This window comes from Achromobacter sp. MUI-25009338 (assembly GCF_057359325.1).
Genome location: NZ_CM170627.1, coordinates 5,403,405 through 5,415,471 on the forward strand (window position 1 = coordinate 5,403,405; position 12,067 = coordinate 5,415,471).

Annotated in this window: 13 protein-coding genes; 6 read left to right on the forward strand and 7 right to left on the reverse strand. The window is 69.6% G+C overall.

The window, feature by feature from the left end:
* Window positions 1–52: 52 nt before the first annotated feature.
* From AC1IQ6_RS25525 to gpmA, 4 genes are all read right to left on the reverse strand, one after another.
* A complete protein-coding gene (locus tag AC1IQ6_RS25525; protein WP_102775306.1) occupies window positions 53–808 on the reverse strand; it encodes a HesA/MoeB/ThiF family protein in 756 nt (251 codons plus the stop codon).
* Window positions 805–2,250 (reverse strand): S41 family peptidase, encoded by a 1,446-nt coding sequence (locus tag AC1IQ6_RS25530; protein WP_102775305.1) that lies wholly within the window; start codon window positions 2,248–2,250, stop codon window positions 805–807. Before AC1IQ6_RS25530 ends, AC1IQ6_RS25525 begins: the two co-directional genes overlap by 4 nt.
* Window positions 2,251–2,368: 118 nt before the next feature.
* The gene (locus tag AC1IQ6_RS25535; protein WP_485865481.1) at window positions 2,369–3,946 is read right to left on the reverse strand and encodes a murein hydrolase activator EnvC family protein; all 1,578 of its coding nucleotides are present in this window, start codon (window positions 3,944–3,946) and stop codon (window positions 2,369–2,371) included.
* Window positions 3,947–3,971: 25 nt separating this feature from the next.
* Complete coding sequence (gene gpmA, locus AC1IQ6_RS25540) at window positions 3,972–4,724, reverse strand: 2,3-diphosphoglycerate-dependent phosphoglycerate mutase (RefSeq protein WP_102775303.1); 753 nt, start codon at window positions 4,722–4,724, stop codon at window positions 3,972–3,974.
* A gap of 169 nt (window positions 4,725–4,893) precedes the next feature.
* On the opposite strand from gpmA, the gene AC1IQ6_RS25545 reads away from it, so the two are divergent.
* Genes AC1IQ6_RS25545 through AC1IQ6_RS25565 form a run of 5 tightly spaced genes read left to right on the forward strand, consistent with a single transcriptional unit; the run spans window position 4,894 to window position 8,317 of the window.
* Complete coding sequence (locus tag AC1IQ6_RS25545) at window positions 4,894–5,316, forward strand: rhodanese-like domain-containing protein (RefSeq protein WP_168202277.1); 423 nt, start codon at window positions 4,894–4,896, stop codon at window positions 5,314–5,316.
* Window positions 5,317–5,372: 56 nt separating this feature from the next.
* Window positions 5,373–5,630 (forward strand): glutaredoxin 3, encoded by a 258-nt coding sequence (grxC, locus tag AC1IQ6_RS25550; RefSeq protein WP_485865482.1) that lies wholly within the window; start codon window positions 5,373–5,375, stop codon window positions 5,628–5,630.
* 40 nt (window positions 5,631–5,670) lie between these two features.
* Window positions 5,671–6,210 carry a protein-export chaperone SecB gene (gene secB, locus AC1IQ6_RS25555; protein ID WP_102775301.1) on the forward strand — a complete coding sequence of 180 codons (540 nt, stop codon included), beginning with the start codon at window positions 5,671–5,673 and terminating at the stop codon, window positions 6,208–6,210.
* Window positions 6,211–6,222: 12 nt separating this feature from the next.
* Window positions 6,223–7,284: an NAD(P)H-dependent glycerol-3-phosphate dehydrogenase gene (locus AC1IQ6_RS25560; RefSeq protein ID WP_485865483.1), complete on the forward strand. Its 1,062-nt coding sequence runs from the start codon at window positions 6,223–6,225 to the stop codon at window positions 7,282–7,284.
* A gap of 40 nt (window positions 7,285–7,324) precedes the next feature.
* A complete protein-coding gene (locus tag AC1IQ6_RS25565; RefSeq protein ID WP_111826834.1) occupies window positions 7,325–8,317 on the forward strand; it encodes a Bug family tripartite tricarboxylate transporter substrate binding protein in 993 nt (330 codons plus the stop codon).
* A 206-nt stretch (window positions 8,318–8,523) separates the two neighbouring features.
* Here the strand turns inward: AC1IQ6_RS25565 and AC1IQ6_RS25570 are convergent, their stop codons facing one another.
* The gene (locus tag AC1IQ6_RS25570; protein ID WP_209166678.1) at window positions 8,524–8,994 is read right to left on the reverse strand and encodes a tRNA (cytidine(34)-2'-O)-methyltransferase; all 471 of its coding nucleotides are present in this window, start codon (window positions 8,992–8,994) and stop codon (window positions 8,524–8,526) included.
* Window positions 8,995–9,054: 60 nt separating this feature from the next.
* Window positions 9,055–9,765 (reverse strand): ComFC family protein, encoded by a 711-nt coding sequence (locus tag AC1IQ6_RS25575; RefSeq protein ID WP_485865484.1) that lies wholly within the window; start codon window positions 9,763–9,765, stop codon window positions 9,055–9,057.
* 90 nt (window positions 9,766–9,855) lie between these two features.
* Between AC1IQ6_RS25575 and AC1IQ6_RS25580 the strand changes: the two genes are divergently transcribed.
* Window positions 9,856–10,791: a methyltransferase domain-containing protein gene (locus AC1IQ6_RS25580; RefSeq protein WP_485865485.1), complete on the forward strand. Its 936-nt coding sequence runs from the start codon at window positions 9,856–9,858 to the stop codon at window positions 10,789–10,791.
* A gap of 19 nt (window positions 10,792–10,810) precedes the next feature.
* On the opposite strand, the gene AC1IQ6_RS25585 is transcribed toward AC1IQ6_RS25580, so the two are convergent.
* Window positions 10,811–12,055: a YbdK family carboxylate-amine ligase gene (locus AC1IQ6_RS25585; RefSeq protein ID WP_102775295.1), complete on the reverse strand. Its 1,245-nt coding sequence runs from the start codon at window positions 12,053–12,055 to the stop codon at window positions 10,811–10,813.
* Window positions 12,056–12,067 lie beyond the last annotated feature (12 nt).

Here is a 12,067-nt window from a genome sequence, read left to right on the forward strand (position 1 = left end):
GCAGGTCTGTGACGCCTTTAATATTGTCCGCGGGTTCAATACCCGGGCCGGTTCAGCGCCCGCGATGGCCGCAGACGGCGCACTCCGGATCGCGCTGCACGTTGACGCTACGCCATTGCATGGTGCGCACGTCCAGCCACAGCAGCCGCCCCGACAGGCTCTCGCCCACGCCGGACAGCAGCTTGAGGGCCTCCGCGGCCTGCATGCTGCCGATGATGCCCACCACCGGCGCGAACACGCCCATGGTGGCGCAATTGGCCTCTTCGACGTCGTCGGCTTCGGGAAACAGGCAGTGGTAGCAGGGCGCGTCGTCGTCGCGCAGGTCGTAGACGCTGACCTGGCCGTCGAAGCGGATCGCGGCCCCGGACACCAGCGGCTTGCGGTGCTGGACGCAGGCGCGGTTGATGGCGTGGCGGGTGGTGAAGTTGTCGGTGCAGTCCAGCACCAGGTCGGCCTGCGCGACCGCGTCCGACAGGGCCTGGCCCGCGAGCCGCTCGACGCGGGCGTGGACCCGCGTCTGCGGATTGAAGGCCGCCAGCATGTCGCGCCCGGACTCGGCCTTGCGGCGGCCGACGCTGGCGTTGGTGTGCAGGATCTGGCGCTGCAGGTTGCTGAGCTCGACGACGTCGTCGTCGGCCAGGGTGATGTCGCCCACGCCGGCGGTGGCCAGGTAGAGCGCGGCAGGCGAACCCAGTCCGCCCGCCCCCACGATGAGCACACGCGCCGCCAGCAGTTTTTCCTGCCCTTCTATGCCCAGCTCGTCGAGCAGGATGTGGCGGGCGTAGCGCAGCAGTTGCTCGTCGTTCATTTGGTCTTGACGGGCTCGACTCCGGTCGGCGTGATCGTCATGCGCTGGGCGGCGCCCACGCCGGGCTTGGAATCGGCCTTGGCCTGGGCGCGGGCCGAGCCCTTCTGCACCGGCTTGCCGGCCAGCAGGTTCAGCGCCTGCTGCAGCTGGAAGTCGTCCTTGCCGCCGAATTCGAACACCTTGGCCGGCACGTCGACGTTGTCCTGGTCGGCGTTGGATTTCACTTCGTTGGCCGTCTGCTGGTTCGACAGGTGGCGCTGCAGGTCGGCTTCGCGCGGCAGGCGGAACAGGTCGCCGTCGGCGGTGTCGGCCACGACGTAGTCGGGCTCGATGCCGGTGGCCTGGATCGAGCGGCCGCTGGGCGTGAAGTAGCGCGAGGTGGTGAGCTTGACCGCGGTGGTTTCCGACAGCGGCAGGATCACCTGCACCGAGCCCTTGCCGAAGCTGCGGTTGCCCAGGACCTTGGCGCGCTTGTGGTCCTGCAGCGCGCCGGCCACGATCTCGGAAGCCGAGGCCGAACCGACGTTGACCAGCACCACCATCGGCACCTTCTTGGTCCAGGCCGGCAGGCCGGCCAGGTAGTTGCTTTCGCCGCGGGCGTACTCGGACGGGGTGGCCAGGTACTTGTGGCGCGCGTCGGGCGTGCGGCCGTCGGTGGACACCACCAGCGCATCGGGCGGCAGGAAGGCGCCGGCCACGCCGATGGCGCTGGTCAGCAGGCCGCCCGGGTCGTTGCGCAGGTCCAGCACCAGGCCCTTGGGAGCTTCCTTGGCGCCCAGGTCCTTGAGCTGCTTGGCCAGGTCCGCGCCGGTCTTTTCCTGGAACTGGGCGATGCGCACGTAGCCCACGCCGTTGTCCAGCATCTTGCTGCGCACGCTGCGCACCTTGATGATGTCGCGCACGATCTTCAGCACGATGGGCTGCGGACGGTCGGCGCGCATGATGGTCAGCGTGATCGGCGACTTGGGCGCGCCGCGCATCAGCTTGACCGCGTCGTTGAGCGTCATGCCCTTGGTGGGCGTGTCGTCGATCTTGATGATGAGGTCGCCGGCCATCACGCCGGCGCGCGCGGCGGGCGTGTCCTCGATGGGCGAGATCACCTTGACGAAGCCGTCCTCGGCGCCGACCTCGATGCCCAGCCCGCCGAACTCGCCCTGCGTGGCCGTCTGCATTTCGCGGAACGCGTCGGCATCCAGGTAGGCGGAGTGGGGGTCCAGGTTCGACACCATGCCGGAGATGGCATTGTCGATCAGGGTCTTGTCGTCGACGGCCTCGACGTAGTTGTTCTTGATGGCGGCAAATACGTTGCTCAGTTGCCTGAGCTCGTCCAGAGGCAGGGGACTGCCGCGCTGCGCGACTGCCGTCACGCCCACGCTGAGCAACACACCAGCCACCGCACCGATGGCAATCAGACCGAAACCGCGAAACTTACGAGTGCCCATGCACACTTCCCGAATTGTGTTTTCGCCGATGGGTTGGGGTTTGGTAGGGTTTGAAATTTACCAACGGTTTTCTACCAACGACACATAATTGCCAACGACACGCATTTGCCGACGGCGCTTACTGCGCCAGCCACTGGGCTGGATCGACAGGCGCGCCGCGATGGCGAATTTCAAAGTATAGGCCGGATTCCACTTGGCCGCCGGTTGCGCCGACCGTGGCGATCGTGTCGCCACCCGTCACCGAATCTCCCACCCGCTTGAGCAGGCTTTGGTTGTAAGCATAGACGGTCAGGTACTGCTGCCCATGATCCACAATGATGAGGTTGCCGAAACCGCGCAGCCAATCGGCGTAGACCACGGTGCCGGGCGCCACCACCTTGACCGGCGTGCCCTCGGGCGCGCGCAGCACCACGCCGCGCCAGACGCCGCCGTCGGGGCGGTCGACCCCGAAGCGGCCCTGCACCTGGCCGCGCACCGGCATGGCCAGGCCGCGGCGCAGGCCGTTGCCGCCGCCCAGCGGCGCGGCGCGCGCCGTCTGCTGCGCGGACTCGCTGCGGGTTGGAGCGGGTTTCTCGGGCGCGGGTTCCGCTTTCTGCGGCGCCGGCTCGGGTTTTTCCACGGGCGGCGCCGGCGGCACGATCACGCGGGATTCGCGCTGTTCGGCCGGACGCAGGCCGGCGGCGTCCGGATCGGCCAGGGCCACCGGGCCGCGGTTCTGGCGCGAGGCCGCCTCGACCTGCTCGCGGGCCTGGGCCGCTTCACGGGCGTCGCGGGCGTCGCGTTCGCGCCGCGCCTTGTCGGCGGCGGCCAGGCGGTCCGCCTCGGCTTTCTTGCGGGCCTGTTCGGCCTCGGCCTGCTTGCGGGCGGCTTCGGCGGCCGCGCGGCGCGCTTCCTCGGCCCGGCGGGCCTCTTCGGCCTTTCTGCGGGCTTCTTCGGCCTTGCGCGCCTCTTCGATCTGGCGGGCGATGGCCGCGTCCAGGTCGATGATCAGGCGCGACAGGCGCTGGTCGTCGCGGCCCAGTTTGTTGGCCTCGGCGCGCTGGGCGGCGATCTGGCCTTCCAGCTGAGCCAGCAGCGTGGCGCGCTCTTTCTGCTGCGCGACCAGCGCGGTTTTCTGTTCGGAGGTCTCGGCCACGACCTTTTCGATCTCGGCGCGCCGGGCGTCGGCGCGCCCCTGCAGCGCGGCCAGGCGGTCGATGTCGGCCCTCAGGGCCTGCACCGCGGCGGCGCGGGCGCGCGAGACGTAATCCAGGTAGCCCAGGTTGCGTCCCAGCACCTGGGGATCGTCGCCGGACAGCAGCGCGGTCCAGGGCGACAGGCCGCTGGTGTACTGCGTGCGCAGCTGCTCGGCCAGTTCGGTGCGGCGCTTGGCCAGCACGGCCTGCTGGGCGTCGATCTGCTGTTCCAGGCCGGCCAGGTCGGACTGGGCCTGGCGGTTGGCCTCGGCCAGTTCGCGCAGGCGCAGGTTGATCCGGGAAATGGCCGACTCGGACTGCTTGAGCGCGTCGGCCGCTTCCTTGCGGGCGGCCTCGCGGTCGTCGATTTCCTTCTGCAGGTTTTCGATGCGGTCGCGCAGGGCGGCCTGCTGCCTTTCGGCATCGGACTGACGGCCGGCAAGGTCGTCGGTTGCGGCGCCGGCCGGCAACGCCCCTCCGGCCAGCATGACCGCCAACAACAACCCCGCCGCGCGACACATGGAAATATCAGTCCTTCTGTGGATATCAGCCCTTCTTGGCCTTGCCCTGGGCGGCCACGGCCGCCATGGCAGCCTCGATCTCGGCCGCATCGCCCAGATAATAGTGGCGGATGGGCTTCAGGTCATCATCCAATTCATACACCAGCGGCTGCCCGGTGGGGATGTTGAGGTTGACGATGTCGTCGTCCGACACATTGTCCAGATGCTTGATCAGGGCGCGCAGGCTGTTGCCGTGGGCGGCGATGAGCACCTTGCGGCCGGCGCGGATGGCCGGGGCGATGGATTCGTTCCAGAACGGCAGCACGCGGGCCACGGTGTCCTTCAGGCACTCGGTGGCCGGCAGCTGGTCGGCCGGGATGCGCGCGTAGCGGCTGTCGAAGCGCGGGTGGCGTTCGTCGTCCAGCGACAGCGGTTCCGGGGCGATGGCGTAGGCGCGGCGCCAGATCAGCACTTGCTCGTCGCCGTACTTGGCCGCGGTTTCGGACTTGTTCAGGCCCTGCAGCGCGCCGTAGTGGCGTTCGTTCAGGCGCCAGTTCACGCCCACGGGGGTGTACATGGCGTCCATGGCGTCCAGGGCGATCCACAGGGTGCGGATGGCGCGCTTGAGCACCGAGGTGTAGGCCAGGTCGAAGGTGTAGCCCTCTTTCTTGAGGAGCTCGCCGGCCTTGCGGGCCTGCTCGCGGCCGGTATCGGTCAGGTCCACGTCGGTCCAGCCGGTGAAGCGGTTTTCCAGGTTCCACTGGCTTTCGCCGTGGCGCATCAGGACAAGTTTATGCATGGTTAGGCGCGCGTTTATCGCGGGTTAAAGTTAGGAAATGGTCTGGGAATGCGCTCATTTTATAATTGAGTGATTTTGCCCTTGATTTGGCCCTGGCGCACCCCGATTTCGGTCCGGCTCGCCCAGGGTTCGCCAATACCAGGCTAGCCGCCGCTCTTCAGGATGCCCCGTGGACCTTCTGCAATTCTTGCTCGATAAAAACAACATCTTCATTGTCGCCGTCGCCGTGGTTTCCGGCGTGATGCTGGTCATTCCGGCCCTGCGCCGCGGCCGCGCCGGCTCGGCCGTCAGCACGGGCGAAGCCATCCAGATGGTCAACCAGCGCCAGGCCGTGTGGGTCGACGTGCGCCCCGCCGAGCAGTTCCAGGCCGGCCACATCGCCCAGGCACGAAACGTGCCGGCCGCCGAGCTGGAGCAGAAGGCAGCCTCTCTACCCAAGAACAAGCCTCTGGTGGTAGTTTGCGACAACGGCCGGGATTCGGCCCGCGCCGCCGCCAAGCTGCGCGCGCAGGGCTACACCGACGTGGTGCCGCTGGAAGGCGGCATGCGCGCCTGGGCCGCCGCCAGCCTGCCCGTCACCCGCAAGGGTTGAATCCCAGGGCTGCGCCCCCATCTGCCCATACTTGTATCCACAGCACAGGAGCGCCCATGAAAAAAGTCGTCATGTACAGCAAGGACTATTGCCCGTTTTGCGCGCGCGCCAAGTCGCTGCTGGAACAACGTGGCGTGACCGACCTGGAACTGATCCAGATCGACCGTGACCCGGCCCAGCGCGACGTCATGATCCAGCGCACCGGCCGGCGCACCGTGCCGCAGATTTTCATCGGCGATACCTATGTCGGCGGTTGCGACGACCTGATGGCGCTGGACCGCGCAGGCGGCTTGGCTCCCCTGCTGGCCGGCTGAACCCGCTCCCTTTTTGCCCCTCCCACCAACGGAAACACTCATGGCTGATCAAGACCAAAACACCCAGCAAGAAGGCAGCAACGACGCGCCCTCGTTCAATCTGCAGCGCGTCTACCTGAAAGACCTTTCGCTGGAAATGCCGAACGCGCCTCACGTCTTCCTGGAGCAAGAAGCGCCCCAGGTCGAAGTGAGCATCACCGTGGGCGGGCAGCGCCTGGCCGAGACCGTGTTCGAGACCACGGTCACCGTGACCGTCACCACCCGCGTCAACGAAAAGGTCGTGTACCTGGTCGAAGGCACGCAGGCCGGCATCTTCGAGGCCGCCAACATCCCCGAAGAGCAGCTCGACCCGCTGCTGGGCATCGTCTGCCCGACCATGCTGTACCCGTACCTGCGCGCCAACATCGCCGACGCGATCACCCGCACCTCGATGCCGCCGCTGCACCTGACCGAAGTCAACTTCCAGGCCCTGTACGAGCAGCGCCTGGCCGAACTGCAGCAACAGCAGAACGCGGCCAACGGCAATGGCAACGGCGGCGACTCGGGCATCATCCTGCCCCCCGGCGCGACCCGCCAGTAAGCAAGCCGCCCCATGAAGCCCACCCCGCGCCTGCGCGTCGCCGTCCTGGGTGCGGGAAGCTGGGGCACCGCGCTGGCGGCGGCCGCCAGCCGCCGCCACGCCACCGTGCTCTGGGCGCGCGACGCCGCCCAGGCGGCCGACATGGCCGCCACGCATGAAAATGCGCGCTACCTGCCTGGCGTTCCCCTGCCCCAGGCCCTGACCATTTCCTCCGATCTCGACGCCACCCTGCGCAGCCTGCAGGACGACGGCGCGCAAGCCCTCATCGTGCTGGGCGTGCCCGTGGCCGGGCTGACCGCGCTGTGCGGCGAGCTGTCGCGCCGACTGCCCGCGCTGGGATTGCAGGACACCCCCATCGTCTGGACGTGCAAGGGCTTCGAAGCCGACACGGTCAGGCTGCCCCACGAAATCATGCGCGAGGCCCTGCCCGGCGCCGTCGGCGGCGCCCTGTCCGGCCCCTCGTTCGCGCGCGAAGTCGCGCAGGGCCTGCCCGTGGCGCTCACCGTCGCCAGCGACAGCCCGGCGCTGCGCGCGGCCACCATCGCCGCCTTCCACGGCGCGGCGCTGCGCGTCTACGCCAGCACCGACCTGGTCGGCGTGGAAGTGGGCGGCGCGCTGAAGAACGTCATCGCCGTGGCCTGCGGCATCTGCGACGGCCTGGCCCTGGGCACCAATGCGCGCGCCGCGCTGATCACCCGCGGCCTGGCCGAGATGACCCGCTTCGGCGTCGCGCTGGGCGCGCAGGCCGAGACCTTCGCCGGCCTGACCGGCCTGGGCGACCTGGTGCTGACCGCCACCGGCGAACTCTCGCGCAACCGCCGCGTCGGCCTGGAAATCGGCGCCGGCCGCAAGCTGGCCGACATCCTGGCCAGCGGCATCACCGCCGAAGGCGTGCGCTGCGCGCGCGCGGCCCTGGAGCGGGCGCGCGCCATCCAGGTCGAACTTCCGATCACCGAGGCCGTCTGCGCCGTGCTGTTCGACGGCGTGGCCCCCATGACGGCGGTCTCCGCCCTGCTCGCCCGCGACGCCCGCTACGAAAGCGGCGCGGGCCTGCCGGACGAATCGCCCAGCTGACCCACGACCCGACATCCCATACACCGAGGAGACACGCTACATGACGCAAACCCGCAAGTTCCGGGTCGGCCAGCTGCTACGCGGCCTGTGCCTGAGCCTGGCCGCCATCCTGCCGGCCGCCGCCCACGCCGACTGGCCCGACCGCCCCATCCATATGGTCGTGCCGTTCCCGCCCGGGTCCTCGCCCGACCTGCTGGCGCGCACGATTTCGGAGCCGCTGTCCCAGGCCCTGGGCCAGCCCATCGTGATCGACAACAAGCCGGGCGCCGGCGGCAACATCGGCACCCGCGTGGTGGCCCAGTCCAAGCCCGACGGCTACACGCTGCTCTACACGATCAACGGCCCGCTGGTCACCGCGCCCACGCTCTACAAGAAAACCCTGGGCTACGACCCGCTGCGCGACCTGGCGCCGGTGTCCCTGGTGGGCACCAGCCCCAACGTGCTGGTCGTGCCCGCCGGCCTGCAGGTCGACAACGTCAAGGACTTCGTCGCGCTGGTCAAGCAGCGCGGCAATTCGCTGAACTACGGCTCCGTGGGTCCGGGCAGCTCGGCCCACCTGGCGATGGAGATGTTCAAGGAAAGCGCCGGCGTCGACCTGGCGCACATCCCCTATTCGGGCTTCCCGCAGGTCATCACCGCCATCATCGGCGGCGACGTGCAGGCCGGCTTCATGGTGCCCGCCATCGCCGTGCCCCAGGCGCGCGACGGCAAGGTCAAGCTGCTGGCCGTGACCAGCCTGCAGCCCAGCGACGCGCTGCCGGGCGTGCCGACCATGGCGTCCCAGGGCTATCCGGATTTCGAGGCGATTTCGTGGAACGCCGTGCTGGTCCCGGCCGGCACGCCCACCCCGATCATCGAACGGCTCAACAGCGAACTGGCCCGCATCATCGACAGCGAAGCCGTGCGCAAGCAGCTGGCGCTGCAGTACTTCACGCCGGCGCCGTCCACCCCCGAAGCCCTGACCGCGCGGATCAAGAATGAAAAGGCGCGGTGGGACCAGGTCATCGAAAAGCTGAAGCTGTCGCTGGATTGAGCGGATGGCGGGGACGCGCGGATCGTAGGATGGGTGCAGCGCGCGGCTTTCTGGGCAAGGATCTGGTTGTCCAGCGCGCGTAACCCATCGGCCGGCGAGAGCCGGCTTTGTCTCTTGCCACGAAAAACGGCGGCTGGCGCCGCCTGATGGGTTACGCGCGTTCGATATTTGAGTTCTTGCTTGAGGGCTCTCGCGCTGCACCCAGCCTACACCCCCCCTTCATACCCCTGCTGGCGCCAGGCCTCGAACACCGTGACGGCCACCGCGTTGGACAGGTTGAGGCTGCGCTGGCCGGCGCGCATGGGCAGGCGCAGGCGCTGCTGGGGCGGGAACAGCGCCTGGTGCGCTTCCGAAAGGCCGGCGGTTTCGCGGCCGAACACGAACACATCGCCCGGCTTGAAGCCGACGTCGGCCACGCTGCGCTGCGCATGCGTGGTCAGCGCGTAGATGCTGGACGGGGCGGCGCCGGTGTCGGCCAGGGCCTCTTCCAGGCTGTCGTGCACCCGGACCGGCTGCCATTCGTGGTAATCCAGCCCCGCGCGGCGCATGCGGGCGTCATCCAGTTCGAAGCCCAGCGGGCGCACCAGGTGCAGCTGCGCGCCGGTATTGGCGCACAGGCGGATGGCGTTGCCGGTATTGGGCGGGATCTCGGGGCAGACCAGGATGACGTGAAACATGGCGGATGAAGCGGATGGCCGGGATGCCGGCATTGTCGCCGATTTGCCGGCCCCCCGACGCTACGGCGTGCGCGCCGCCACCAGCAGCATCACCTCGGCCGCGCCGGCGGCCAGCAGCGCGGCGGCCGCGGCGTCGGCCGTGCTGCCCGTGGTCATGACGTCGTCCACCACGGCCACGTGCCGGCCTTGCACGCCGCCTGCGCAGGCGAACACGCCCACCGCGCCGCGACGCCGGGCCTGGCGGCTCCTGCCGGTCTGGCGCGGCGTTTCGCGCCGCCGCAGCAATACGCCGTGCGCCAGGGACAGGTCCAGTTCCGCGGCCAGCCCGCGGGCGATCTCGGCGGCGGGATTCATGCCGCGCCGCAGGAGCGAGGCCCGTCCCGCCGGCACCGGCAATAGCAGGGCGCCGGCAGGCAGGCGGCCGTCGCGCGCGACGGCGGCGGCGATCAGCCGCGCCAGCACCGGCGCCATGCTGAGCCGGAGCTGGACCTTGAGCATCCGGACCAGGGCGTCGGCGGGCGGCTCGTAGTCGAAGGCCGCCACGGTGCGCGCGAAGGCCCGGGGCGTGCCCAGGCAGGCGGCGCAGCAGGGCGCGCCAGGCCGTAGCCGCAGCGCGCAACGCGGGCAGCGCGGCGGCGCGTCCGGCGCCACGTAGAGGATGTCGGCCTCGCAGCCGGCGCAAAGTCTGGCCCCGGCCACCCGCGCGCCGCACAGCGGGCAGTCGCAGCCGATCCGGGACAGCAGGCGCCGCCCCATGCCGCGTAGGGACAATCGGGGCCCGCGGCCAGGATGCGTAATAATGGATGCCATTCCTCATGAAACCATGATCCGCCGCGCCCGCAGGGCGCAGGCGCGACCGAAATGTCCCTGCCCGAACCCGCAACGCTACCCACCCTGCCCATCGTCAGCGCCGACGTGCCCAGGCAGTTCGCCCGCCGCGGCGATCTTGCCGAGGCCCAGTTCCTGTACGGCGAAATCGCCCGCCGCATGCTCGGCCGCCTGCAATACATCCGCCTGCAGCCGCAGGCCATGCTGGACGCGGGCTGCGGCGCCGGCGACAACCTGCCCCTGCTGCGCGAACGCTATCCCGAGGCCGCCTACACCGGGCTGGACAATTGCGGCCCGCTGCTGGACGAGGCCCGCAGGCGCCACGCGCCGGCCGGCCTGACGGCCTGGATCGGCAAGCTGGCGCGCCGCGGCCCGCCCGCCCCGGCCTTCGTGCAGGCCGACCTGGCGGCCACGGGGCTGGCGCCCGAATCGCTGGAGCTGGTGTGGTCCAACCTGGCCATGCACTGGCACCGCGCGCCGCACGCCGTGCTGGCGGAATGGCGGCGCATCCTGAAGGTGGGCGGGCTGGCCATGTTTTCCTGTCTGGGACCGGCCACGCTGCGGGAGCTGCGCCAGGCGCTGGACGACGCCGGGCTGCGCACGGCCACGCCGTCCTTCGTGGACATGCACGATTTCGGCGATCTGCTGGTGGAAAACGGCTTTGCCGACCCGGTGATGGACCAGGAGATCCTGACCCTGACCTACCGCAGTCCCGAAAAACTGCTGCAGGACGTGCGCGCGCTGGGCGGCAACCCCGCCGAAGGCCGGCGCGGCGGGCTGGTGGGCCGGGACTGGCGCGACCGGCTGTGCGCCGCGCTGGAGGCGCAACGGCGCCCGGACGGCGTGATCGCGCTAAGCATCGAAGTGGCCTATGGCCACGCCTGGCGCGCCGCCGCGCACCGCACGACGGCGGGCGAGACCCGCCTGTCGGTCAGCGCGATCGGCGGGCGCCAGCGCGGCAACCCCTGAAGCGGGGTTGCGCGGCAGGCTAGTGCAGACGGTCCGGCATGGGCACGCTGACCCCGGGCTCGGAGGCCGGCAGGGCCTGCATGGGCTCGGACGTGGCCCGGATACGGCGGCGCAGCACCGCGGTGGGCTCGGCCGGCGCCTGGGCGCCGGCGGCCACGCCGCGCCAGGCGTTGGACATGGCCTCGACCAGCAGCGGCAGGTCGCGCAGGCGGTGGAACTGGCTGCGCAGCCAGCGCGAATCGTTGCCGCTGCGCATGGACTCGTCGCGCAACGTGGCGATCATGTCGCCCGTGCCCAGCTCTTCGGCCACCGGCATCAGGCGCTGGAACAGCACCCGCAGATGGTCCATCAGGCGCAGGCGCTGGCCGTCCGGCGTGACGTAGCTGCCCTGCAGGCCGAAACGGCAGGCCTGAAAGTGGTTGCTGCGGTAGGACAGCCAGGCGTTGTCGCTGGGATCGTCCTCGCGCATCAGCAGCACCGCCAGGGCCTGGGCGAAGGCCGCGATCTGGCAGGCGCGCTCGACCGTCAGCGGGGTATCGCAGACGCGGATCTCGACCGTGCCGAACTCCGGCTTGGGGCGGATGTCCCAGTACAGGTCCTTGATGCTCTCGGCCAGGCCGTAGGCGCGCAGCTGCGCCAGATGGGCCTCGAACTGATACCAGTCCTTGACCTCGGGCGGCATGTGGCCGGCCAGCGGGAAGCTGTTGACCGCGTTCAGGCGCGAGCAGGCGAACAGCGTGTCCACGCCCTCGCAGTACGGCGACGAGGCCGACAGCGCGATGAAGTGAGGCACGTAGGGCGACAGGCGGCGCAGCAGCTTGATGGAGTCGTCGCCGTTTCGGACGCCCAGGTGGATGTGCTGGCCGAAGACAGTAAATTGACGCGCCAGGTAACCATACATTTCGGCCAGGTACTGGAAGCGCGGCGTGTCGGAAATGGAGCGCTCCTGCCAGCGCATGAAGGGATGGGCGCCGCCGCCCGCAACGGACACACCGACGGCGTCGGCCGCCTCGACAAGCGCATCGCGCATCTCGCGCATCTCGGCCAGCAGGCCCATCGGGTGCTCGTGCACCGACGAATTCAATTCGATCATCGAGCGCGTGATTTCCGGTTTGACGCGGTCGGCGATGGGGTGGTTGGCCATCTGGGCCAGCAGCTCGTCAGAGGCTGCGGTAAGGTCAAAACTGCGGGGGTCGATCAGTTGCAGCTCGAGCTCGATGCCCAGGGTGTTGGGGGCCGACGAAATGAACGGAATCTGTTCCATCTCGGACTCCTT